Consider the following 25,828-nt stretch of genomic DNA (forward strand, 5'->3'; position numbering starts at 1 on the left):
TGAATGCGCCGGTGGCGGGCCTGACGTTGAACCCGAACGGCACCTACAGCTTTGATCCGTCGAACGCGGCGTATCAGCAGCTGGCGGCTGGTCAGACCCAGGTGGTTACGGCCAACATCACTGTGAGCGATGGCAACGGCGGGGTTGTCCCGACGACGCTGACGATCACGGTGACCGGCACCAATGATGTGCCGGTGGCGGTGGCCGATGTGGCGGCTGCGACCGAAGATGGCGCGGTGGTGACCGGCTCGATGCGTACCAACGACAGCGATGTCGATACGACCGATGTCCTGACCTACACGCTGAATGCGCCGGTGGCGGGCCTGACGTTGAACCCGAACGGCACCTACAGCTTTGATCCGTCGAACGCGGCGTATCAGACGCTTCGCTCTGGCGCGACGCAGGCGGTTACGGCCAACATCACTGTGAGCGATGGCAATGGCGGGGTTGTCCCGACGACGCTGACGATCACGGTGACCGGCACGAACGATGCGCCGGTGATCACGTCGCCGACGACTGGGTTGGTGTCTGAAAACGCCCCCAACACGACGGTGGTGTATGACGCGAACGCAACCGATGTCGACGCTGGTGACGTGCTCTCCTACAGCATCAGCGGTGTTGATGCGGCTGCATTCAATATCAATGCAGCCACGGGTGAAGTGCGGTTGAACGCACCGGCGAACTTCGAGCGTAAGACGAGCTACTCGATCACAGTGACGGCTACCGATAACGGGACCCCGGCTCTGTCGGCTACTCGGGCGGTCACCATTTCCGTGGCGAACGAAATCGATGTCCTGTCGATCGACGGCCTCGGTGCGACCAATGCTGCAGTTGTGGTCAATGCCGGAATTCAGGCCGGTGACGTGACGGACACCAACTTCCGGTTCGACGAAACTTCGGGCGGGTTTACCGAAGTCAACATCATCGCCTTCGGCGCCAACGACTTCATCCGGTTCGGTGGGTTGGATCCTAGTGACTACACCTTCCAGAACGACGGGAACGGCGATCTTGTGATAAGCCGTCTAGATGATGACGGGAGCACCACCAATCTCATCACTCTCGTCGGTGTGCTGAATGGCATCAACACTCCGATCGTGACCGAGGCAGATGCTGAAGCCGCTCTTGCTCAGGCCTTCGGGGCGGCTGGCGACTACTTCCGGGGTTCGGCTTCGCCGCTAGCTGTGGCGATCGCTGGTTCAAGCACGGTCAACGCAGCAGGTGCGAAGGTGACCTTCACCGAAGACCTCGCCGGACCGGAAAGCTCGATCATCATCAACAACTTCAGGGCTGATGATATCATCCGGTTCCTGAACGGGCCTGCTATCGAAGTCAGCTTTGGCACCGATCCGAACGATGCCAAGGACCTGCGCATTGACTACTTCGATCCGGACACGAACCAGGCGAGCGTGATTATTCTGAACGATGTGCTAGACGAAAATGGTCCGGCCATTTTCAGCGAAGCAACTGCGGAGGCGGCCCTTGCGGCCACCCTCGGGGCCGGGGACTACTTCCAGTTTGGTTGATTGAATTAAAAACAAGTTTGTCTTTTCAAGAAGGAAATTGAATTATGGCACGGGTTACTCTTGGTACGGGTGATACGATCACTGTCGGGGGCGTTACCGAGATTTTCGGGACGTCGGGCGCTCAGTCGGTCACCATTCTTGACGGTTCGACCGTCACTTTCCGCAGCGGCTTCAACACGGGCGGTGACTCCATTCGCCTGAACGGTCGGGCTTCCGACTTCCAGGTGTCAATCTCCGGGTCGAACGTGCGCCTGACCAGTGCCGTTGATGGTATCACGATCGTGATCCCGGTGGGGAATGTCGCTAACACGCTGGTATTCGACAACGGCGACACCCGCTCGCTGTCGTTTGTCAACGGCGTCCCGACCCTCGGCACCCAGACGATCACGGGCACCGCAACCGCGCTGACCGCCGGTCCGGGCGTGTACAGCGTCGCTGTTACGCCGCAGCCCGGTGTGACCGGCACCGAAGGTGACACGGTGACCTTCACCGTGACCCGCACTGATACGTCAATTGCCAATGAGACCCTTCAGTTCACTGTTCAGGGCGACACCGCGAACGGCACTCTGCCGGCCGCAGTTTCTGGCCTGGACTTCACGGCTGCCAACACCCCCATCACGTTTGTGGGCAATTCGGCGACGGCGACCTTTACCGTCGCGCTCAACGCCGACAACAATGTGGAAGGTATCGAAGGTTACCGCGTCGCTATCCTGAAGGGGGCGACCACTGTCGCTTCGACCTCGGCGCTGATCCTCGACGCCAACAATGTCGGGCAGACCTTCTCGCTGACCACCGCGCTTGATCGCATCGGCACCGGTTCGCAGCTGGATCTCATCGGTAGCGAAGGCAGCACCAACACCAATGGTCAGGACACCATCGTCGCGACCGTTGGAACGATCAACACCTTCGACAACATCAATGGCGGGCTTCAGCGAGACCTGTTCATCGTCCTCGACAGCGCGGCTCCGTTCACGTTCGCGCCCAACTTTACCAACGTGACCGTCACCAACGTCGAAGCGCTTGAGTACACCTCGCAGCGCGGTCTGTTCAACGGTACGATCGACACCCGCGCTTGGACCGGTCTCGTGAACACCGAGTTCAACCTCGATAGCAACTTCGATCAGACTTTCACGCTTGCCACCACCACCAATTCGGACATTACCCAAGCAGGTAACGGCGACGTTAACGTAATCGGCGGCGGCGGTTTGTTGACCATCGAACAACTCGGCAACGGCGATACCAATGTCGGCACCACCGGTGCGGCCAATGCTTGGACTTCCATTAGCGTTGATGGCGGCGACGATGTCACGATTGTTGACAACCTTGTCCAAGAACTCACCACGGTTGTTCTGAGCGACTTCGACGATGACGCGACCCTCACCGGTACGGCAATCACAAGCGTGACGGTTCGTGACCTCGACGGCGGTTCGGTTGATCGCGATGTGACGCTCACCAACGCCGCTGCCGTGGCGGTGACCCTCAGCAACATTGACGTCAATGATCTCGATGTCATCCTGCAAGGTTCCGGCCGCCTCACGGTAAACGGCGATGGCAGCGTGGACGGGCTCGACGACATCACTGCTGGCAACAATGTCACGGTGAATTCGACCGGCGGTACGTTGGTGTTCGACGACATTTCGGCGGGCGGCAGCGACCGCACCGTCACCCTGAACGCCACCGGTGGCAACCTCATTCTCGATGATCTTACGGCTGGCGATGTCATCGCCGTCAACATCACCGGCACGGGTTCTGTAGCACTCGACGTGGTGACCCAGTCGGGTGACGCCACGGGCACCGTGATTACCTCGACCAACACCGGCGGTGTGACCATTGGCTCGCCGCTTGCTAGCAACACCCGCTTCGCGGGCGCTGCCAGCAATGGTAACGACACCGTTGCTTTCAATGGCACGGATCGTTCCAACAGCTTCGGTGGTGGCAACGACGTGGTCACCTTCAACGCGAACGCTTTTGTCAACATCGCCAACAATGGTGACACGGGTTCGTTTGACGGTGGCGCCAACCGCGACACGTTCCGCATGGAATCGAACAACGCTAACACCTTCTCCGCTACGGCGCAGGCTGTGAGCAACTTCGAAGTGCTGGAGCTGCTCGCCCAGACGGTCGCCAAGCATGATACGATCAACCTCGCCAACCTCGGCTTCAATGCCACGACCGGTTCGGACGTAATTTCGAACGTCGGAAATGGCTCGGTTGCCGAAGTAACCAGCGTCGTGTTCACGGGGCCTTCGGCATCGTCGGTCACTGGTATTGGCGACAAGGTCGTCTTCACAGGTCGTCTTGATGCTGTCACCGACATTGTCTTTGCCGACAAGACCAGCGCAACCGCTATCGCTACTGCTGTTCGGGCTCAGATCCTCGCCGACCTGCCGGGTGTCTTCTCGATTGTTCAAAGTGGTAGCACCCTGACGTTGACGGACCTTGTCTCTGGCGAGATTACGGACCTTACGGGCTCTATCACCTTCACGAATGCAACTTCGGTCGGGACTCCGTCGCTCGAACAGGGTATTCCGGTTGTGACGCTCGTCGAGGGCGTGACCCCTGTGACTGCCGTCTCTGAGCAGCAGACCCTCGTGCTTACCGACGTTTCTCTCCTCAACGGTCAGTCGATCACGATCTCGTGGGATCCGGACGGCGCTGGCGGGCTTGCTCCGCGCACCTTCACGTACCTAAACAATACCGGAGGCGCACTTACGCAGAACGGTGGCGCTCTTGCGGATGCCATCGTTGCAGCAGCAAATGCAGCCTCTCAACCAGGTCTTGACTTTGACGATGTTTGGACAGCCGAGCGTGTCGGCAATAATGTGCGGTTCACAGCGATTGGTGCAGCGCAATTTAACCCCTTCCCGTTCCTCGAAGCTGTCCCTGCGGACGGTAATCGTCCATTGATCACTTTGTCCGGCCTCAATGGTGGTGATGTGTTCGCGGTCCAGGAGACCCGCACGGGTGCCACTGGGGTTACCGGTGTCCAAGAGGTGCAGACGTTTGCGCTCGATGGTGTGGCCAGCGGTGAGGACACCTTGACGTTTGACGGTGTCACGATCACGTTCGTCGACGGATCGACCCCGGCTCAGCTCGCCGCGCAGTTCAATGCGCAGTACACCGCCTCAGGTCTCACCAAGACTTGGGAGGTGATCGCTGTGGTCGGATCGACCGTTACGGTCCGCTCACTTGCGCCGGGCAACCGTCCGCAGCTGACGACGAGTGACTTCGTCTTCGGCGACGACACCAACGCTGGAGTGCCGTCGGCCAATGTGAATGTCACCACTCAGGGCACCGACGACTCGGTGACGCTTAACAACTTCGTCTCGGGTTCCACTCTGACCCTGAACGCGGTTAATGGTACTCACACTGTGAACACCGTCACCGACACCGGTGCCGATGTCCTCAACCTCGTGCTTGCTCTCGTTGGCAATCATGGTTTGGTGACTGTCAACAATGCTGAAACTGTCAACATCAACACTGCCGGTAACACTGCTGCGGTCGACACTCTCAACCTGTTTGGTGGCGATCTGACGACGCTGGTACTGACTGGTGCCAACGGTCTCACGCTCGACACCAACAGCACGATCGTTTCCTCGGTCGATGCCTCGGCTCTGGGCGGCAAGTTCACCTGGGATGCCGGTGCGAACACGGTGGCCATCACGGTCCGTACCGGTGCTGGCGGCAGTGACGTTGACTTCACGCAGATGACGATCCCGGGTGGAAACGCTTCGGCCGGCACTGCGCCGATCACCTTCCTCGGTGGCTCGGGTAACGATGAAGTCACCACCGGTGACCTCGGTACTTCGCGTGGCACGATCACGACTGGTGCTGGCAACGATGTCGTCTTTGTCGGGATTGTCGATGGCGGTAACGACTTCTGGTCGATCAAGGACTTCGATGCGTCGAACTCCGCTGGTCCGGCTGGCCGTGACGTCCTCGACTTCGCTGCTGCGTCGACCTTCCTCGGCCGTGACCAGGTGCTCGAACCGACTGCCATCTTCCAGGATTACCTGGATCAGGCGGCCCGTGGTAACACCATCGACGGCAACTTCGTTGCAGGCGGCGTCCGTTACTTCTGGTACGACGAAGACGGCGATGGCGACATCGATGCGACCTACGTGGTGCAGGACAACTCCAACAGCGAAGACTTCGTTGACGGAACCGACACTGTGATCCGCCTCGAAGGTCAGATCACCTTGACGGCTGACAACTTCATCTAAGCCGAACGATCATATCGTTCTGAAAATTGAGCGACGGCCCCCTAACGGGCCGTCGCTTTTTTCGTGCCTCAAGGCGAGATGCGTTGCGATCACGGAAAGTGAGGTCTAGAGAGCAATGACAAACCTCAGTATCAGCGATCAAAGATTGACGATTGTCTGAGGCCGTTCACCTGCCCTGAGGGCACTGTAAAAAATCTTGAAGGAATACCGATGTTGATTGAAGGTTTGGGCACTGCAACGATCGTTAACGGCATGATGCGGATTGAGACTCTCTATCGCAACGCCAAGGGCGCCGATGTATCCGGTCCGGAGCTGCTCATCCCGGTGGCGCGCGTTGCAGCAGTGGCCCAGGGCCTGCAGGTTCTCCTCGATCGTGCGGAAGAAGCCGCCAAGGCGCAGCCCGCAGACGCGGAACCGAATTGAAATTCGGCAAAGGGTATATTCTGATGAAGACATGTCTTGCCGTCTATGGGTGCGGGATATGAGATTGCGGGTCACGCCCGTAATTGTAGGCCTGTGCGGATCGTTGATCTTTGCCGGAGCGGCATTCGCGCAGTCTGAAGGAGTCTATGGTCCGCCCGTGCCCGCCGAATTGGTGCCGGCCGAGGTGCCAGAGCCTGAAGCATTGCCGGTCGGCATCCCGCTCGCGCTCGGGCAAGTCGTCGAAATCGCGGCCCGACAGCACCCTTTGATCATGCGGTCCATTGCTGATCGGCGATCAAGTCTCGCTGACCTGCGCGGTGCGAAGTGGCAAGTCTATCCGAGCCTGGCTGTCGAAGGCCTGGCGCTCGGCGGTGGGAACAATGTCGGCACTCAGAACGGGGTGGGCGCCAATCTCATTCTGGAGCAGCCGCTTTACACCTTTGGCCGGATCAACGGTACGATTGACCGGGCTGAAGCAGCCTTGGAGTCGAGCACCTATGCGGTTGTCGATACCCAGCAAGAGATCGCGTTGCGGACGGTCGGGGCCTATTACGATCTCTCACTGGCGACGCGCCGGGAGCTGATCTTGAAAGATGCGCTTGGTCAGCATCAGGAACTGCTGCGCACAATGGAGCGCCGCGTTGAGCAGGAAGTGTCGCCCGGTTCAGACCTCGACCTGGCGCAGTCACGAACTGCGCAGATCGAACAGGATCTGGCGTCGGTCGCAGGCCTGCGGTCGACCAGCTTTAGCCGATTGCAGGAACTGGTTGGCTACGCTGAGATTGAATTGGGATCGGTGCCGGAGTTTAATCCGAACCTGCTCACACCGACGGAAGATGAGCTCGTCGCCATGACGTTGGAGTGCAGTCCGCGGCTCAAGGCGCTCCAGTCGTTGCGGGCGGAGGTCGACGCCGAGCGGCGCGTTGCGAAGGCGCGGCTCTTCCCGCAGTTGTTGGCCCAAGCGAGCACCAATGAGATTACCGGGACACGCGCCGGCGTTGCGGTCCGCGTGCAGACCGGCAACGGCCTGTCGCAGTTCTCTGCGGTCCAGTCCGTTGAGGCTCAGATTGTCTCGGCCGAATTCGAATTGGCGACCAACGAGCGCGAGATCCGCGAGCTGATGCGGACAGATTATCTGACATACATTTCGGGATTGAACCGCGCTCTGGCTAGCGAGAGAGTCTCGCGCTCATCCGAATTGGTCACAGAGTCCTACAAGCGCCAGTTCATAACCGGGCGCCGCGGATGGCTCGATGTGATGAATGCCGTGCGTGAAAGCATGACAGCAAAGCTCTCCGAAGCCGATGCTGAGATTGGCACACTAGCCGCTTATTCGCGCCTCATGTTGCGCAGCTGCATTTGGCGGCCGACACCGATTGCTATGGAAGACAACTGATGACTGTCAGTGCAACATATAACATCTGCTCCGCAATCGACTTCCTGGCTCAGGCTCAGGGTAAGTCGCTTCCTCCCAGCTGGACAGATGAGATCGATGAGTCAGAGTTGGCCGGCGACGTCGCTGACATTGCCCGCGTCTGCAAAAAGATGGGTTGGGCGATACCCGTCCTTCAGCAGTCGCGTCCCAGGCCCGACCAGCTGCCGCTAATTGTCTACGATAAGAATGAGGGCTGGGCGGTCGTCGATCAGTGGGAAAACGAGCATCAGTTCCGGTTGCGGAACGGAGGGGGTCTGAAGGACTTCGATGATGACCTCGTCTTCTTTGATATGAACCTTCCTGATCCGCTTCAGGGCGGAAAGGTACAGACGGCACGGTCGATATTCTGGCAGGCTATTATGCGCCGCAAGCAGGTGCTTGTGTCGGCAGCAATTGCCACGATTTTTGCCAATATCATTGCGCTTGCTACGTCACTCTTCTCGATGCAGGTCTTTGACCGGGTTATCCCGCTAGCCAGCTATTCGACATTGTTTGTGTTGACGCTGGGGACGCTTGTAGCGCTCAGCTTCGATTTTGTGCTTCGTACAGTGCGCTCCCTCATGATCGAGCGTGAGGCCGCTGATATCGATTTTGAGGTGTCTGAGTACTTCTTTGCTCGGTCGCAGGCGCTGCGGATGGATACACGCCCGCCTGGCGTTGGCACTTTGGCCGCGCAGTTACGCGGTCTCGAGCAGGTGCGCAGCACCATGTCGTCCGGTTCGCTGTTCTTGATTGCCGACTTGCCTTTCGCGCTGTTCTTTATCGGGTTCATATATTGGGTCGGCGGGCCTGTGGCCTTTGTGCCGATCATTTCCCTGCCGATTGCTCTTATATTCGCGCTGATCTTGGCGCGACTGATCCGTAACGGGACCGATCGGGCTCAGGTCAGTGGGAACCGCAAGAACGGCCTTTTGGTCGAGTCCCTCGATGCTGTCGAAACGATCAAGGCGTCACGCGGCGGGTGGTTCATGCTGGCCAGATGGAACCGACTGGTCAGGGACGTCCATCACTATGAGGACCCGGTGAAGCGTACCTCAGCGGTCGCACAGTCGGTGTTTTCTATTCTTCAGCAGGTATCCTATATCGCAATCATTGCGGTAGGCGCGATCCAGGTTGGCGAAGGTCATATTACGTCGGGCGCTTTGCTTGCGTGTTCGATCATCGGCGGCAGGGTGAATGGTCCGTTGATTGCGCAGCTTCCAAACCTCATTGTTCAGTGGGGCTATGCCAAGTCATCTCTGGCAGCACTCGACTCGATCCTGAAGCTGCCGATCGAGCGTAGTTCTGGCGACAATTCGTTGCGTCCCGATGTTCTGAAGGGTCCGCTGATCGCTGATGGCGTACGGTTCGGCTACCCCGGCGCTCGCGAATCTCTCGAAGTTCCGGGGCTGGTCATTAAGGATGGCCAACGGATCGCGATCGTGGGTGGCATTGGGTCAGGAAAGACGACCCTGCTCAGGGTTCTGTCTGGTCTGTATTCGCCACAATCAGGGGCCCTGAAGTTGGGCGGCCTCGATATGGCGCAGATCGCTGATGATGTGCTTCGGAAGCACATCGGCTATCTTCCACAAGACTACCGTCTGGTGAACGGGACGCTGCGCGACAATCTGCTGATGGGTATCGGGTCCACTGACGATGAAGCCATTTTATCTGCCGCCAGCAAAACGGGGCTCGATCAAACGATTTCGGCGCACCCGATGGGTCTCGATCTTCCCATCCAAGAAGGCGGTCGCGGCCTCTCAGGAGGTCAGCGGACCCTCGTCGGCCTGACGCGATTGATGCTGATAAACCCTCACATGTGGATCCTGGACGAGCCGACTTCGAACCTTGATGCTAATTCCGAAGCGCAGTTCATGGACCTTATTGGCCGCGAATTGTCTAGTGACCGGACACTCGTCGTGGTCACGCACAAGTTGCAGCTTCTCAATCATTTCCAGCGGGTCATCGTAATGGCTCGTGGGAAGATAGTCGCGGATGGCCCGCGAGACGAGGTGCTGCGCAGGCTACAGGCGAATGCGGCAAACGTGGCTTCGAGCACCGTCCACCCGCTGTCTCGCGCAACTTCATAGTGTTCATGACGATAATTTAACTTTAATTAGTCCAGAGATATTATGTTACAAAGATTCCGCCTGTCTCACATTATCGTATTGACCATCGGGCTACTGATCATAGCCTCGATCACTTGGGCACGGTGGGCGGAACTCGATCAGATTACGCGGGCTCCGGGTACCGTTATCCCTATTGGGCGGGTTCAGATCGTCCAGAGCGTCAACGGCGGCGAGATTGCGCGCATCAACGTGCGTGAGGGTGATCAGGTCCGTAGGGGTCAGGTTCTCGTCGTCTTGAGCAAGGTGCGGGAAAAGGCTGCGGTCGATGAAGCTCAGGGAAAGGTCGCCGCCTTGCTCAGCCAGCGGACGCGCATCGACGCAGAGTTGTTCGACAAAGCGCTGGTCTTTCCGGCCGAAGCCCTTGCGTACACGGACTTCGTTCGCAACCAGACGCAGCTTTATCAGCGCCGGCGTGAGGCACTCGCGGCGGAGCTTTCAAGCTTGGCGGAAATGAAGGCACTGCTCAAGCAGGAGTTGGATTTGAACCTTCCGCTGCTTAGGACCGGTGACGTTGCACGCGTTGAAGTCATTCGGATGGAGCGTTCCATTGTCGATGTTGAAGGACAGATGTCATCCATCAGGCAACGATACATCCAGGAATTACAAACAGAACTAGCGCGAACCGAAGAAGAACTCGTCACAGCTCAGCAGGTTCTCGCGCAACGCAATGATGCTCTTAAAGTTACCGAGCTTGTTGCTCCGACTGACGGTATCGTGAAAAACGTTCGGCTCACCACTGTAGGGGGAGTTTTGCGTGCAGGTGATGAAGTTCTGCAGATTGTTCCGACCGGGGAAATGCTTGTCGTAGAGGCAAAAGTGCCACCGCGCGACATCGCCTTTGTCAAGGCAGGTCAAGCTGCGTCGATCAAATTTGATGCATATGATTATAGCACTTATGGCCCAGCCTCGGGGAAGGTCACCTACATTAGCCCGGATACCCTCACGGCAGAGGGGGCGGACGGTAAGCAGGAAGTTTATTACCGGGTCAGCCTTGAGGTCGACGTATCGGGAATGCGTCCAAAAGAAGCTGGAGAGAGGATTGTCATTCAACCCGGTATGACAATCGTAGCTGAGATCAAGACCGGTAAGAATACCGTGTTCGATTATCTCACGAAGCCCATCACCAAGACCTTCTCCGAGTCCTTGCAAGAAAAGTGATCATTGCGACCCGTGGGGTTTAGTGGCGCCCACCGTCGGGAAAATGGCTCGCTGGGAGTTTGCCAGCGGCCCATTGGTGCCCTTGAGCCATGTTGCGCCAAATGATCTCAACCACGGATCCTTGGCCAAGCGGGACGAGTGCCTAGCCTTGTGCGCAGTTAACGGTCGGACAGCGAATCTGAATTCTCGCTAAATGCTATGAGCGCGTCCTCGAGCACCTTGATCTCTTGCATAAGAGACATGCCCCATTCCGTAAAAACCACTCCCTTCCGGGTCTTTTGGAACACGGGGGATGGTGAGTTCTCTTCAAACCGTCGGCACGTCCGGGATACATTCGCGATCGAGGTGTTCAATGCCATCGCAGCCGCTGTGATTGAGCCTGTCCGCCGGACCATCGAAACGATTTCAATTTGGCGCAGCGTCGTTCGACGCTTGAACTGATCAATTGATCGCTCGGCCTTCATGCTTTTCCCCACTCTATGGGTGAGATGCTTCCCGATCCCGCTCGAAACAGCTCTAGTGGGTTACAAGCAATAAGAACATCATTGAATGTAATCAGATCGGTACATGAGTTTTGTTGTGTGGGCAGGTGTCAGCCTGACCATAGGAAGGCAGAGCATTTCGCTGAGAGGGCGGTTCCCGATCAGAAGAAGCATCGGTTATGAGCGACGCGCTCGGCCTGTGCAGCTGTGCTCCGTTTTTGGCAGGATTGGGCAAGCGGAGGCCGTTCAGTTTGCGCAAGCATTAGCCGAGCCGACGCGTGCGATCTTGTTCACTGTTCCGGAGCCGTTGAGCGATAGTGCTTCTAACCTTGATGATCTGGTGGTGGACACCGCCCCTCGATGTCAGTTTCAAGCATATGCCCGATTCAAAAGCCTGCGATGAGCGGCAACGACTACGTCAATATACGTAGGGCCGTCTAGGATCAGTCAGGCTGCTTCTTCGCCGTTTTACCTCCACTCCGCATTTCGCTGTGGTCGTTGGGCCATTCGTTGCGCCGGTGAGGAATGGCCAGCATCCTACAGCGTTTCGAGCGCCGCGAAGTAGCGTGTGCCGGTGCTTATTCGATCAGTCAGAAAACTAAGCTCTTGATGCTAGATATTTTTCCGCTAGTATAGATTGGTCGAACGGCAGTCGTCTTGCTTTGCGTGATAGCATCATGAAGACAAGGGCTGTCTAGGGACTTAGACAATAATGATTTATAGTTACATACGAACACAAAGGATGTGAATGAGATCATTTCAATCCAGGTTGTACTAAATTGTTATACACTATCAGATCCCTTAGGTGTGTTAGTCAAATTAACTCACTTCTGAGGGGCGGGTCGCAAAAATGTAAGTGGTTGTAACAAAACATGAACAAGGCAACATTGACGCTCACGATAGCGGACATAGAGGCGCTTAGCCTCGTCGCTCGTGAGGAATTGCAGCAGCTGTTTTTTGGGGCGCTTGAACAAGGTGTCTCAAGCGCGTTCGGGGTTCGGTCTGAGCCGGCCGAAGCTATCTCTGAGTTTTTGGAGGGGCCGGCAGACTTGACCGTCGCGATGTGTCGCAGGTTGATTGCCCATCCTATTCACGACAAAAGCCTCGCGATCCTGCGAACGATTGCGCAGAATGAGACGCCGAGGTTCCGCATGGCAGACATCTTGGCGGCAGCTCCTGATGCCAAGGAGCCCAATGACCTCCGCGGTGCCTGGGCCGGATTGTCTCGGCGGACCCGCACTATCCTCTCGAACGACGAGGCCGAGTTCGTGTGGTGGGAAGGTGAATTGATTTACGATGACGCCCACAAATATGTCGATCGGGTTGGCCGCGTCTCCGTAATCACTCATCAGTCGCTTAGGACCGCTTTGGGTATCCGTTCCTAGCGAGTGCGTACCGGATGGAGGTCATGCGCGCAGCAATTGCGATCATGCCACCGGCTCTTTAGCGGGAAATGCATAGGCTAGTGGAAAGCGGTCGATAGGTTGGGTCGAGGTCATGCTCAGACCCGGGAAGCCTGCGAGCCCTTTCCGCTACGCCAACGCTTCGCCCGAATTATTCGTTGGCTCTTGATGTGAGCTAAGCGGCCAAGCGGATCGGCGAATGCGGGATGTACGGGTGCGCGGTGGCAATCGGCAGTGCGATCCACAACGCCTGCGCCGCACACTTGCGGCACATCCCATGCCGCCTGACCGCGTCATTGCCACACTACAAACCAACGGCCTGGTGCCGTGCGTCATCCGCCATCTGCGTCCTCTGACGAGAATACCAAAAGCAGGATAGGATCTGGCCTCACGTCTCGTGCGATAGGGCGGATTGCCGCGGATTTCCCATGCCTACCGTCTGTCTGATGGAGCGGTGTGCGCAAGTTCTGAAGCGGTATCCTTGCGCCGAGAGCGCAGCTGATAATCGAAGGAAGTTTCTTGCGTCTGACATTAATGACTGCCGCCATCCTGTGCTCGTTCGGAATGCTCGGCGCTTGCGGCCCAAATGGGGCTGGCGAGGGTGCACAGCCCGATCAGACTTCCTCCACTGTTACTGCGGATAGCAACGGCGCCGACTCCATGGCATCGCGTGATCCAGGTAAAGGCGAAGTGGTTCAGAGCGACGATCCCGATACCGAATTGCGCCCCGTCATGCAGGCGCAGGTTGTGCTGGAGAGGCTTGGTTTCGGACCGGGCGCCATCGACGGCAAGCAAGGCGTGTCGTTGGTGAATGCGCTCAAGGGTTTTCAGGAAGCCCGCGATCTGCCCGTGACGGGAACGCTTGACGACGCGACACGGCTGTCGCTCGCCCAATGGGACAACATTGCTGCAACCCGGGTCGTCACGATCCCGAAGGCTTGGGGTGACATCCCGTTCACGACAATGCCGGCCGGCGCCGCGCAACAGGCGGAATTGTCCCATCTGGGATATGAAAACCTCGTCGAAAAACTTGCGGAGCGGTTCCACACGACCCCTGAAGTGTTGGCCCAGCTCAATCCGGGCGGTCAGGAGCCTCGCTTTGCGCCGGGACAGAAGCTGCGCGTGCCTAATGTCGGGGCCGACTGGATCGATGCGTCGCTGGTGGACAACAAGGAATGGCTGGAAACCCTGCGCTCTCTCGGGGTGGGAACCGGCCAGCCGGATGTTGCACGCATCCTCGTTGACGAATCCGAAGGCTGGTTGAAGGCCTTCGACAAGCAGGACCGGCTCGTGGCCATGTTCACGGTCACGACCGGATCACAGAACGATCCGCTACCGCTGGGCAATTGGGAGGTGAAAGGCGTGGCTTACAACCCGCCGTTCGCGTTTGATCCCAAGCTGTTCTGGGATGTTCCCGACAGCGACGAGAAACAGCAACTTCCCCCAGGGCCCAATGGCCCGGTTGGTGTTGTCTGGATTGATCTGTCCAGGGAGCATTACGGCATCCACGGTACGCCCGCACCAGAGACGATTGGCCGCGCGCAGAGCCACGGTTGCATCAGGCTGACGAACTGGGATGCCGCGCGGCTTGCACAAATGGTCAGCGGCAGCACCAAGGTCGTGCTCCAGAAGTAGAGCATTACGGCGGTTGCGGGACGTCAGCCGGCAAGGTCTTTGAGCAGGCGGTACCAGTGGTCGAGCCCGCCATAGAATGCATCGACCGACAGCCGCTCGTTAAGCCCGTGCGCGAACATGTCCTGCGGCCGACTGGCAGCGCCCGAGATCGCGACGGTGGCATAGCCGCGGGCGCGGTAGTGCATTCCATCGGTGCCGCCCGATTCCATATAGGGTTGGATCGGCAGGCCGGGATAGCGCGCGTCGATGGTCTTGCGCAGCGCCGCCATCACTTCGTCCGGAACGGCGGATTCCGGGCTTTCGGTGACGTCGGTGACAAGCTTGAACTGCACCTTGTCATTGGCGATCACTTGCTTGAGCGCAGCCTCGGTCGCGGCGGCTCCGACGCCCGGAAAGATCCGGCAATTGACCGTCGCAGTCGCCGATTGCGGCAGGGCATTTTCGGCATGGCCGGCCTTGAGCATGGTCGCCACGCAGGTGGTGCCGAGCGTGCCAACGGTTTCCGGGGTGGCGCGCAGCACAGCAATCGCCGCTTCGTCGGCAGGATTAGCGGCAAAGGCCCGCATCGCAGTCCCCACTTCGCCGGGCGTGATCTGTCCCAGCGCGCCGAGGAAGGAGCGGGTGAGCGGAGTCGCCTGCACCGGGAAGCGATAGGCGGCGATCTTCTGTATAGCGTCGGACAATTCGTAGATCGCATTGTCTTTGCGCGGACGCGAGGAATGGCCGCCGGGGTTGGTCACGGTGAGTTCAAAGGTCGCGAAGGTCTTTTCCGCCGCCTGCACTGCCATTGCCAAGGGCTTGTTGTCGGGCGCGAGCGTGATGCCGCCCGCATCGGAATTGAGCACATAGGCCGGGTCGATGGTCTTGGCGACATAGTCGGCTTGCGCCCGGGTCGAGATCATCCCGGTCTCCTCGTCGCCTGAAAACACCAGATAGAGATCGCGCTTGGGCGCCCAGCCTTCGCGCTTCAGGCGGATGAAGGTCTGGGTGAGGTTGGCGATGCCGTACTTGTTATCGGTCGTGCCGCGCCCGAAGAAGAAGCCGTCTTTCTCGGTCACGGTGAAGGGCGGGAGCTCCCAGTCTTCCGCCAGCGCGTCGACCACGTCCATGTGGCCGAGCAGCACAATCGGTTTGCGCCCATCGGGCTTGGCGGGGGCAAAACGGACGATGAGGCCCTGCACGCGTTCGCCATTGCTGTCGTAGTCGCTGACCATGATGTCGACATCGGTGAACCCGGCCTGCTTCAGCCGCGTGACCAGATAGGCGACCATCTCGGGGGTTTTGGCCTGCCCGCGTGCCGTGCGGATGGCGATGATGTCGCGGTAGATGTCGAACGCCTGCTGCTGATCCGCGGTCAGCGGTGCGCGCTCGGCCGCGTGGGCGGTGCCGCCCGATGCGAGCACGCCAGCGGCCAGTGCCAGCGCGGTGGCGGCGCGCAGTCCGAAGCTCCGCGCGGTGATTGCCTTGGTCATCATCATCCCCTCAATGTTGTCTCTTGTGGCCGCGCTCATTCAACTGGCGCGAGCAGGCTGGACAGGTCCATCCAGTCATCCTCGCCAATCGGGTCGCCCGGCGGCACCGTCACCATGCGCGGCAGGCTGGCCGCCAGCTGATCGCGCTGCGCGGGATCGAGCAAGCGCCGTGACAGGCTCAGCGCCCAGGCTCGCTCGGCCCCGCTCGCCTTGCGCTTGGCCAGCGCCGCGCCGACATCGGTGAGCTTCTGGTCGATCGCGGCGGCAACTTCGGGGGTGGCATCCGGACGGCGCGCGACCTGGGCCATGGTCGCCAGCGTGCGATAAGCGATACGGCGGCCAAGATCGTCGCCGGTCGAGGCCAGCACGGTTGCCGTCAGCCGGTCGAGCATCTCGCCCACGCCGAGAGCCGAAGCATCGCCCTGGCTTTGGACAACCAGCCGCGCCAGCCTGCGCGGGGCGAGTAGCGTCTGCGCGGTCAGTTGGGCGGCGGCGTCGGCGGCGACCAGCGGGTCGAACACCGGGCCGCCTGCGGTGGCGAAGATCTCGGTCTCGTACTGGCGGTCGGTATTGCCATTCTGCGCGGCCGAGAGCAGCGGCACCAGCGCGGGCGAGACGCGCAGCGCCTCGGGCCGGAGCGTTGCCAGCGCCGCTTCCAATGCCGCGCGCTGCTGCGCTGGGGCAACCGGGGCTGCCGCCTCACGCCCGTCACCCTTTACGGCATAAGCAAATTCGACCCCGCCAATCGCCTTGGCGGCCGCAACCAGTTGGTAACGATGCAGCAACCAGAGGGGTACGAACCGGCGACGAAGGTTCGCAACCGGCTCGCCGGGGCTGAGGGCATCGAGCCCGAAGCGAGAGAGCGCTGCCGCGCGCACCGCCATCAGCCGGTTGAGCTCCGCGGTCGGGTCCACGCCGTCGTCCCACAAGCCGCCCCACACTTGGGAAGTATCGGCCGCGCGGGCGTTATCGTCCTGAACAAAGCGGTAGCGCGCCGCCGCTTCTGCCGTCTCGCGCTCGTCTGTGTCAGCATAGAGCCAGCGCACCGTTGCCACGTCCCAGATGCCGATACCCTTGGCATAAGCGTCGGACAGGTCGGGCTTACCGTCGGCAAGGCCTATGCGCGGCGGCGGGTAGTCCATTACCGAGGCGCGGTCTTGCGTGCTGGCGGCAAAGTTATGCGCAAAGCCGAGCGTATGGCCGACCTCGTGTGCGCCGAGTTGGGCCAGCCGGTCGAGTGCGACCTTCACCGGATCGTTCGGCCCGCCGCTGTTCAGTTCTGCAGCACCGACCAGCGCCTGAAAGATCTGGATGTCCTGCCGCGCCCGCAAGGAGCCGAGCACCACCATGCCCTTCACGATCTCCCCGGTGCGCGGATCGACGATCTGCTGGCCATAAGCCCAGCCGCGCGTCGCCCGGTCGACCCAGTTGACCATGTTGTAGCGCGCATCGAGCGGATCGGCCCCTTCGGGCAGCATCTCGACCCGGAAGGCATCGATAAAGCCCGCCTGATCAAACGCATCGGACCACCAGCCAATCCCTTCCAGCAGCGCTGAGCGGATCGGTTCAGGCGTGTTGCGATCGAGATAGAAGATAATCGGCTTTTTCACGCGCGAACGGGGCGCAGTGGGGTCAAGCTTTTCCAGTCGGAAGCGGTTGGCCAGATCAGACACCACCGGCGCGCCCAGAGGCGCGGAGAAGTCCACCGCCTGCGTCGCAAAGCCGCCCAGCCGCGGATCGAACGGGCGCGGCACGAAGCCGGGTTCGGGCAGGCGGACGAAACTGTGGTGGACGGTGAGCGTTACCTTCCGAGGTTCAGGCACGATGTTCTCGATCTCGGCCCCCGGCTTGTCGGAGACGAAGGTCTGGATCGCGTCTACCTCGAGATTGTCGGGAAACAGCCGTACCGTCGCCGGATCGGCCAAGCTCAGCTTGTCGTCCAGCCGGAAGCCTTGCCCGGCAATCGCGGTGGCCGGACCAACGCCCAACACGTCCGACTCCTGATTGAGCGAGGCGGCAATACCCAGCGTGTCGAGCGCGAGGAACGGGGCTATGTCGATCACCAAGCGGCCATCTGGCAGCGTCTCGGCAATGTCGGTCAGCCAGACGGTTGAGATCCCGAAATCGCTGGCAACCGCGCTCTGCTGCGCTGCATCGCCCGCACTGGCGCGGAAGCGCGGGTTTTCGAACTGCACGGCAATCTTGCCACCGATCCGGCGGAAGGCGAGGAGCTGGGTATTGCCAATCCGCCCGCGATCCAGCCCCAGCGGCGCCGAGCCCAATCCGGTCTTGAGCGCGGTGCTGTAGAGCAGGCGCAGCGATACGCCATCTTGCGCAGGCGCGGGCAGGGTGACGAGGATGCGGCCCTTGGCAGCTTCGGTGCGCACTGGCACCAAACCGGTCTCACCTGCGGGTGCCGCAACCTCCTGCGGGCCAACCTGCGCGCTCAGCGTTGTAAGCGGTAGGGACCAAGCCAGCAGAAGCGCCCCAAGGCGCACGCGTCGCGTCATTGTTAGTCATCCCCTGTTGCGGCCTGTGGTCCCAGGCCGGTTTGCCAGAGTGGGTGTTCGGGCAAGAACCGCCAAAGCTCAAGCATGAATACTGACGGGGCCGTTCCAGCGGAGGCTCGCGCTAATCGACCAACGGCATTCCGCCCCCTAGCAATATCCTTTCTCGCCGCTAGTCTCCCGCCGCAACAGAGGAGACATTTCCATGCGCCATTTCGCCGCCGCCCTGCTTGCCGGGGCCGCCTGCATTGCCACACCGCTTGCCGCTCAGACCAAGGGCAAAGCCGCCAAAGCTGACGAAAGCTGGAGCGTCGAAGCGCCCAAGGGTGCCACCATCAAGCAGGTTCCGATCAAGACCGACGAAGGCACGTGGATGGATGTCAACGTGTCGCCCGATGGGCAGACGATCGCCTTCACGCTGCTCGGCGACATCTACACCATGCCGATCACCGGCGGCACGCCCAAGCGGATTGCAGACGGTCTTGCATGGGATGTGCAACCGCGCTTCTCGCCCGATGGCAGCCGCATCGCCTTCACCTCGGATCGCGGCGGCGGTGACAATATCTGGGTGATGAACGCCGATGGGTCTGACAAGCGGCAGGTGACCAAGGAAGATTTCCGCCTATTGAACCAGCCGACCTGGTCGCCGGACGGGCGCTTCATTGCCGCCAAGAAGCATTTCACCACGGAACGCAGCGCCGGGACGGGCGAGATCTGGCTTTATCATGTCAGCGGCGGCGGCGGGGTGCAGGTGGTGGAGCGCGCCAATGAGCGGCTCCAGAAGGAATTGGGAGAGCCCGTATTCGCGCCTGATGGCAGCGCGATCTATTACACCCGCAACACCACGCCCGGAAACACCTTCGAATATGCGCAGGATTCTAACGCGGGCATCTTCGCGATCGAGCGCCATGATCTGGCGACCGGCGAAGTCAGCACCGCGGTTGGCGGCTATGGCGGCGCGGTGCGGCCGGCGCCTTCGCCCGATGGCAAGGAACTCGCCTTCGTCCGGCGCGACAAGGATCAGAGTCAGCTGTGGGTGAAAGACCTCGCCAGCGGGCGGGAGCGGATGATCTACGGCAAGCTTGATCTCGATGTGCAGGAGACCTGGGCTGTCACCGGTGTCTATCCCAATATCGACTGGCTGCCCGATAGTTCGGGGATCGTGTTCTGGGCCGGCGGGAAGCTCAACCGGGTCGGCCGCGACGGATCGGGCCATGCGGTGATCCCCTTCACGGTCAACGACACGCGCGGGGTGGCCGATGCGCCGCACCCGCAGATTGCCGTCTCGCCCGACACCTTCGTCACCACGATGCCGCGCTTTGCCACGCTGTCGCCCGATGGCAGCCGGGTGGTGTTCGAAAGCCTCGGACGGCTGCACAGCAAATCGGCCAAGGGCAGGGACGCGCCAGCGCCGCTTACGGGTGACACCGCCGACGCGCTCGAAGCCTTCCCTGCCTTCAGCCGCGATGGGGCAAGCCTTGCCTATGTGCGCTGGAACGATGCGAGTTTGGGCGAGATCATCATCGCCGATGCCAGCGGGCAGAACCGCCGCGTGCTGACCGGGCCGGGGCATTTCGGCAATCTCGCCTTCTCGCCCGACGGCTCCATGATCGCCTTTGAAAAGCGCGAAGGTGGATACCTGACGGCGCCGGACTATTCGGAGAATGCCGGGATCTATGTGATGCCGGTCAGCGGCGGTGAGGCGCGGCTGGTCACGCGCGACGGGGGGAACCCGCAATGGGGCGCCGCCTCCGACCGCCTGTTCATGCTTGCGCGCGAAGATGGCGGGCTGGCGTTGGTCTCGACCGACCTCAACGGGGAGGCCAAGCGCGTCCACGCCAAGGGCGATCTCACCAATGACCTGCGTATTGCGCCCGATGGCCGCACCATCGCTTTCCGTCAGAACTATGAAGTGTTCGCTATGCCTCTGATCCCCGGAGGCAAGCCCGTGGATGTGAGCGAGACCGGCGGGTCGATCCCCGTCACCAAGGTCAGCACCGGAGGCGCGGATTACCTCGGCTGGTCGGGCGGCGGCGAGACGCTGTTCTGGTCGATCGGGCCGAGCTTGCAGAGCGCCAAGGTGGCCGAATTCTTCCCCGCTGCGCCCAAGGCGGACGCGGACAAGACTAAGCCCTATACGCCGCCCACCGTGGGCATTCCGCTGGGCGTGACGGTGCAGGCGGCCAAGCCCACCGGCACCACGGTGATCACCGGCGCGCGGGTGTTGACGATGCGCGCGGGCCTTGGCGCAGAGGATGCGGGCGTGATCGCAAACGGGATGCTTGTCATCACCGGCGACCGGATCACCGGCGTCTATGATGCGACGGTCGTGAAGATGGCCTTCCCGGATGGCACGCGCTTTGTCGACGCCAGCGGCAAGACCATCATGCCCGGCCTTGTCGATGCCCACGCCCACGGCGGCTACGGGGTCGGCGATCTGATCCCGCAGCAGAACTGGTCGCTACTCCAGGATCTGGCGTTGGGGGTGACCACGGTCCACAACCCTTCAAGCCAGGCGAGCACCGTGTTTGCCGCCGCCGAACGCCAGCGTGCGGGGCTGACGCTTGGCCCGCGCATCTTCTCGACCGGGGAGATCATCTACGGGGCCAAGGCGCCGGATGTGTACGCGCGGATCGACACCTATGATGATGCGCTCGCCCATGTGCGCCGGATCAAGGCGCAGGGCGGGATCTCGGTCAAGAACTACAACCAGCCCCGGCGCGAGCAGCGCCAGATGGTCGCCCGCGCTGCGGCTGCCGAGAATATGCTGGTCGTGGCCGAGGGCGGATCGCTGTTCGGGATGGACATGAACCTCGTCGCGGACGGCAATTCGACCATCGAGCACAATGTCCCGGTCGATGTGTTCTACGAAGACGTGCTGCAATTCTTCGGCCAGTCGAACAGCAATTACACTCCCACGCTGGTGGTGACCTATGGCGGGTTGGCGGGCGATCCCTATTGGCGGCAGGCGACCAACGTCTGGGAAAACCCGCTGATGGTGCACACGCCGCCCAAAATGCTGCTGGCCGAGACCGGTCGCCGCACCAAGGCGCCCGATTGGGCCTTCGTCGATGACGACAACGCCCGCGAGGCGCGCAAGCTGGCGCAGCGCGGCGTCAAGGTCAGCATTGGCGCGCATGGCCAGCAGGCCGGCATCGGCGCGCATTGGGAGCTGTGGAGCTTCGTGCGCGGCGGGATGACCCCGGTCGAAGCGCTGAAGGCGGGCACGATCACCTCGGCGCAGTCGCTCGGCATGGCCAAGGACATCGGCAGCATCGAGGTGGGTAAGCTGGCTGACCTCGTGATCCTGACCGACGATCCCAGCGCGGACATCGCCAATTCCGACAATATCGAACAGGTGATGCTCGGCGGGCGGCTGTATGACGCCAAGACCTTGAACGAGGTCGGCACCGGCACCGCGACGCGCCAGCCCTATTGGTGGGAAGCCAATGGTGGCAACGGCGCAGGCGGATCGGAAGCGGCAACGCAGGAAGGCCGCGGCCATGCAGACGGAGACGCAGGCTAAGGGAAAGCACGGCTAGTCAACAGACAGCGCAGAGCGAGGGCAGAAAGAAATTGCCTTATTGATAATCATCCGCAATAGGGTTGCGAATGATTATCAGGAGCGATTCACCGATGCGCCTCGCACTGCTGCTGTCTGCGGCCAGCCTTCCTTTCGCCGCGTCAGCTCAGGCCGCAGAGCCAATCATCGTTACCGCCGCGCGCACCAACCTTCCGGTCACTGCCCTGCCGCTGACGGCTGAGGTGATTGACCGCGAAACGCTTGACCTCTGCGCACCCTTACCGGCAGGCGGAGACCCTGCTGACCCAGACCGAACAGCAAATCGCCAGCGAGCGGCTGGCGCTGGCCAATTGCGCAATCAGCTCGCCGTGCCGGTCGGCGGGACCTTGCCCGAAACCTTGCCGCAAGGCCTCTCGCTCGCGGCGCAAGCGGATGAGCGGCGACTTGCGGCGGGGCTCCCGTCCGAACTGCTGCTGGCCCGCCCCGATATTATTGCCGCCTAAGAACAGCTGCGCGGCGCGCGGGCAAATATCGGGGCGGCGCGTGCGGCGTTCTTCCCTTCGATCTCGCTGACCAGCAATGCCGGTCTGACCTCCACCAGCCTCGGCAACCTGTTCAGCGCCGAGCAGCAATTGCTCGCGACCCGGCGCGCATGGCTGCAAAACGGTGCGACGCTGTTCGTGTCGCTGGGCGGCGGCGCCGGAACGGGCGAGCCGGACACCTGACGCCCTCGTCAGGCGCGCATCCCGAGCCTGCCGAGCAATGCCAGCGTTTGCCGGGCTGAGCCGGGCGGGGTCGTGCCTGCCAGTTCCAAGGTGACGGCGCCGTGCAGGGTCGACCAGATCAGCAGTTCCAGCGCCCGCGCTTCGGCTTCCGCCATTCCGCTCCCGATCAACCCGTCGCCATAGACCGACAGCGTCGCCCGCGCCCGCGCGACGGCGCGGCCAAGCGCGCTGTCGCTCCCGTCCTCCTGTTGATGCTGTTCGAACATCAGGCGATAGGTGTTGGCATTGCTCAGCGCGAAATCGAGATAGGCGCGCCCGGCCGCTGCGGCCTTGGCAGCGGCATCGCCGGGGGTTGCGGTATAGGCGGCCTCCAACTGACCGGCGAAGCGTTCAAAGCCGCGAATGCGTACGGCAGCGAGGATATCGTCCCGGCTGGCGAAGTAGCGATAGGGCGTCATCGGGCTGACCCCAAGCGCGGCGGCGATCTGCCGGATCGAGACCTGCTCTGCCCCGCGCTCGGCAAACATCACCTCGGCCACATCGCACAGCTGTGCCTGAAAGCGGGCGAGGTCATCATCGGTGAGCGCGCGGGACAAGGGGGTTCTCCGGATCGGTGCCGAGTATAGCCAAGGGCGCTTGACTCCTCAATCTTACGCTGTAAATTTACAGTGTAAATAGATTGCGAGCAGGGGCATAGGCATGACCACCATCGAAACCGACTACCTGATCATCGGCGGCGGCGCAGTCGGCATGGCCTTTGCCGATACGATCATTGCCGAGACTGACGCGCACGTCACCATCGTCGACCGGCAGGCAAAGCCCGGCGGTCACTGGAACGATGCCTATGGCTTTGTCGCGCTGCACCAGCCCTCGGCGTTCTACGGCGTCAATTCGCTGCCCCTCGGCGAGAACCGCAAGGACACCCATGGCGCCAATGCGGGGCTGTACGAACTGGCGTCAGGCGCGGAGGTGAGCGGCTATTACGACAAGGTCATGCGCCAGCGGCTGCTGCCATCGGGGCAGGTCACCTATCTGCCGATGAGCGAATATCGCGAGGACGGCCGCGTCGTGTCGCTGATGTCGGGCGGGGAAACGCAGGTGACGGTGCGCCGCAAGACGGTGGATGCGACCTACAACAGCCCGACCATTCCGGCTAACCACACCCCGCGCTTTGTCGTGGGAGAGGGCGTGCAACTTGTGCCCCCCGGTGAGCTGCTGCGCCTGTGGCTCAAGTCTGAGCGGCCGTCGCGTTTCGTTGTGCTGGGTGCTGGCAAGACCGCGATGGATGCGGTGGGCTGGCTGCTCGCGATGGGCACGCCGCCGGACGCGATCCAGTGGGTCAAGCCGCGCGAAAGCTGGCTAATCAACCGCACCTGCACGCAGCCCGGTGTGGAGTTTTTCGACGCGGTGTTCGGCGGGCAGCTGGCGCAGATGCAGGCCTTTGCCGAAGGCACCTCGCCGGACGACGTGTTCGCGCGGCTTGAAGCAGTTGGCATGATGCTACGGATCGATCCTGACGTCACGCCCACCATGTTCCACTACGCGACGATCTCGGCGGGCGAGGTCGAGCAATTGCGCCGCGTCACCAATGTCGTGCGCAAGGGCCGCGTGAAGGCGATCACCGCCGCAGCGATTGAACTGGACGAAGGCAGCGAACCGGCAGTGGCGGATGCGCTTTACATCGATTGCACCGCCTCGGCAGTCGAAGTGCGGGCGCCGGTGCCGATCTTTCAGGGCGACCGGATCGTGCCGCAACTCGTGCGGGTGCCGCAGCCGTGTTTCTCGGCAGCGCTGATCGCCTTTGTCGAGGCGCATTATCCCGATGATGCCGCCAAGAACGGGCTGTGCCGCACGGTGCCGTTCCCGCATGATCTGACCAGCTATTGCACCACCAACATCGTCAACCTGATGAATCAGGGCGCATGGTTCGGGGATGAGCGGCTGGGGACGTGGATCCGCCAGAGCCGGCTCGACGGTTTCGGCAAGATCGCCGCCAGTGTCGACCGCAGCGATAGTGCGCGGGTGGCGGTGCTTCAGCAGATGCGGCAAATGGGCCCGCTGGCGGTGCAGAACCTGATGCGGTTGGCCAGCGCTTCTTAACGGCCTCGGCGGCTGTTTTCACGCCGGCTCTTGCGAACCAGTTCAGCCATGCGGATGCTGGCGCCCGCAACCGTCATGCGCGCATGATCCGCGCCGACCGACGCTGCGGTCGCGGCGGCCTCCGCAAACAGGCGGCCGCCCACCGACACCACCGTCGGGTGGTTGGCCGGAACCAAGCGGCTGTGTTCGACCGCGCTGCGAAGGCGATCCAGCGACTGCTGGCGGAACAGCGCATCGGACAGGCCGATATCGACCGCATCGGGCTTTTGCGCGCCGAGCTGGTTGAGCAGGGCTTCCTCGGTATCGGGGAAAGCCATCTCCACCTGCCAGCCTGCATCGGTGAACTGGTCGGCCAGCAGCGCCGTGCCAAGCATATGCGGCTCCCCCGGCGCGGTGGCCAGCAGGATGCTGTAACGGCTGCTGCGGATACCTTGCGGGGCTGTTTCATACCGCACCGCGTGGCCTGCCATCTGCAACATGCTGATCGCGATCGTCAGATCAAGCTCGGTGCAATCATCGGCGAGCCAGGCATCGCCCAGCGCGCGGGCGGCAGGCTCGATCAGCAGGCTGAGCACCGCATCGCTCGTCCAACCCTGTTCGGCGAGCGCTGCCATCAGCGCGTTGAGGCCGATATCGTCGCCATCAAGCGACATCTGCACAGCCTTGCGGACATGCTCGGCCACGGCGGGCGGAAGGTCGAATTGGCCGCCGACGGGATCGGGAATGCGGCTGACATTGCTGCTGAGGAACATGTCCCAGCCGGTAAACAACCGGGCGGGGGCCATGTGCTTGCTCAGCACTTCGATTTCGCTGTGGCGCTGGTCGCGGGCAACCGAGGACCAGATTGCTTCCAACCCTTCGGGCGGGCCTTCGAGGGTCTGGAGAAACCGACCTTCTTCGAACAACAGCATTCCCGTAACGCCGACGCTGCGATTGCGCGCGCGGGCTTGCCGGGCGAGCGATTGCAGCTCGGTTGCGTCCGGAATTTTGGTCGCGGTGCTCTGATACGTCAGGCACCCGATCCAATTGTCTTGCGCGACTTGAAGGTTGTCCGTCCTGGCCATTCACCCATCCCCACTGCACCTTTACGGAAGGGTCAGTCGAGCGCCGC

General features: G+C 61.3%; 16 protein-coding genes. 11 read left to right on the forward strand and 5 right to left on the reverse strand.

The features are described 5' to 3' along the window. The 6 genes from GRI59_RS12935 to GRI59_RS12960 form a co-directional block, all read left to right on the forward strand. Positions 1-1,523, forward strand: a 1,523-nt coding sequence (locus GRI59_RS12935; protein WP_202391016.1) for a VCBS domain-containing protein, incomplete at its 5' end; no start/stop codon positions are given. A 44-nt stretch (positions 1,524-1,567) separates the two neighbouring features. Continuing rightward, entirely contained in the window at positions 1,568-5,746 is a 4,179-nt protein-coding gene (locus GRI59_RS12940; RefSeq protein ID WP_160761669.1) for a beta strand repeat-containing protein, read from the forward strand. A gap of 210 nt (positions 5,747-5,956) precedes the next feature. Further along, the gene (locus GRI59_RS12945; RefSeq protein ID WP_160761670.1) at positions 5,957-6,169 is read left to right on the forward strand and encodes a hypothetical protein; all 213 of its coding nucleotides are present in this window, start codon (positions 5,957-5,959) and stop codon (positions 6,167-6,169) included. 157 nt (positions 6,170-6,326) lie between these two features. Further along, the gene (locus GRI59_RS12950; protein ID WP_160761671.1) at positions 6,327-7,565 is read left to right on the forward strand and encodes a TolC family protein; all 1,239 of its coding nucleotides are present in this window, start codon (positions 6,327-6,329) and stop codon (positions 7,563-7,565) included. Further along, positions 7,565-9,673, forward strand: coding sequence for an ATP-binding cassette domain-containing protein (locus tag GRI59_RS12955; RefSeq protein ID WP_160761672.1), 2,109 nt, complete (start codon positions 7,565-7,567; stop codon positions 9,671-9,673). The genes GRI59_RS12950 and GRI59_RS12955 overlap by 1 nt, the downstream gene beginning before the upstream one ends. A 78-nt stretch (positions 9,674-9,751) precedes the next feature. After that, on the forward strand, positions 9,752-10,870 hold the full coding sequence (locus GRI59_RS12960; protein WP_202391017.1) for a beta-barrel domain-containing protein: 1,119 nt from the start codon (positions 9,752-9,754) through the stop codon (positions 10,868-10,870). 158 nt (positions 10,871-11,028) lie between these two features. Here GRI59_RS12960 and GRI59_RS12965 read toward each other — a convergent pair whose 3' ends face one another. Then, complete coding sequence (locus GRI59_RS12965) at positions 11,029-11,334, reverse strand: helix-turn-helix domain-containing protein (protein WP_160761674.1); 306 nt, start codon at positions 11,332-11,334, stop codon at positions 11,029-11,031. Positions 11,335-12,224: 890 nt separating this feature from the next. Here GRI59_RS12965 and GRI59_RS12970 point away from each other — a divergent pair. Both GRI59_RS12970 and GRI59_RS12975 read left to right on the forward strand, forming a co-directional pair. After that, on the forward strand, positions 12,225-12,737 hold the full coding sequence (locus tag GRI59_RS12970) for a hypothetical protein (RefSeq protein ID WP_160761675.1): 513 nt from the start codon (positions 12,225-12,227) through the stop codon (positions 12,735-12,737). Between the two features lie 552 nt (positions 12,738-13,289). After that, positions 13,290-14,390 carry a L,D-transpeptidase family protein gene (locus GRI59_RS12975; protein ID WP_237440843.1) on the forward strand — a complete coding sequence of 367 codons (1,101 nt, stop codon included), beginning with the start codon at positions 13,290-13,292 and terminating at the stop codon, positions 14,388-14,390. Between the two features lie 23 nt (positions 14,391-14,413). Here GRI59_RS12975 and GRI59_RS12980 read toward each other — a convergent pair whose 3' ends face one another. Both GRI59_RS12980 and GRI59_RS12985 read right to left on the reverse strand, forming a co-directional pair. Next, complete coding sequence (locus GRI59_RS12980) at positions 14,414-15,868, reverse strand: M20/M25/M40 family metallo-hydrolase (RefSeq protein WP_237440844.1); 1,455 nt, start codon at positions 15,866-15,868, stop codon at positions 14,414-14,416. Positions 15,869-15,897: 29 nt separating this feature from the next. Continuing rightward, a complete protein-coding gene (locus GRI59_RS12985) occupies positions 15,898-18,249 on the reverse strand; it encodes a zinc-dependent metalloprotease (RefSeq protein ID WP_337190275.1) in 2,352 nt (783 codons plus the stop codon). A gap of 325 nt (positions 18,250-18,574) precedes the next feature. On the opposite strand from GRI59_RS12985, the gene GRI59_RS12990 reads away from it, so the two are divergent. Then, complete coding sequence (locus GRI59_RS12990; protein ID WP_160761677.1) at positions 18,575-21,895, forward strand: amidohydrolase family protein; 3,321 nt, start codon at positions 18,575-18,577, stop codon at positions 21,893-21,895. An 86-nt stretch (positions 21,896-21,981) separates the two neighbouring features. Continuing rightward, positions 21,982-22,395, forward strand: coding sequence for a hypothetical protein (locus GRI59_RS15955; RefSeq protein WP_272917031.1), 414 nt, complete (start codon positions 21,982-21,984; stop codon positions 22,393-22,395). Positions 22,396-22,625: 230 nt separating this feature from the next. Here GRI59_RS15955 and GRI59_RS13000 read toward each other — a convergent pair whose 3' ends face one another. Beyond that, on the reverse strand, positions 22,626-23,213 hold the full coding sequence (locus GRI59_RS13000) for a TetR/AcrR family transcriptional regulator (RefSeq protein WP_160761678.1): 588 nt from the start codon (positions 23,211-23,213) through the stop codon (positions 22,626-22,628). A gap of 103 nt (positions 23,214-23,316) precedes the next feature. Here GRI59_RS13000 and GRI59_RS13005 point away from each other — a divergent pair, with 103 nt between their 5' ends. Further along, positions 23,317-24,717 (forward strand): NAD(P)-binding protein, encoded by a 1,401-nt coding sequence (locus GRI59_RS13005; RefSeq protein WP_202391018.1) that lies wholly within the window; start codon positions 23,317-23,319, stop codon positions 24,715-24,717. Here the strand turns inward: GRI59_RS13005 and GRI59_RS13010 are convergent. Beyond that, complete coding sequence (locus tag GRI59_RS13010; protein ID WP_160761679.1) at positions 24,714-25,781, reverse strand: BLUF domain-containing protein; 1,068 nt, start codon at positions 25,779-25,781, stop codon at positions 24,714-24,716. The genes GRI59_RS13005 and GRI59_RS13010 overlap by 4 nt on opposite strands. Between the last annotated feature and the right edge of the window lie 47 nt (positions 25,782-25,828).

The organism is Erythrobacter ramosus, from assembly GCF_009828055.1.
GTDB lineage: Bacteria > Pseudomonadota > Alphaproteobacteria > Sphingomonadales > Sphingomonadaceae > Erythrobacter > Erythrobacter ramosus.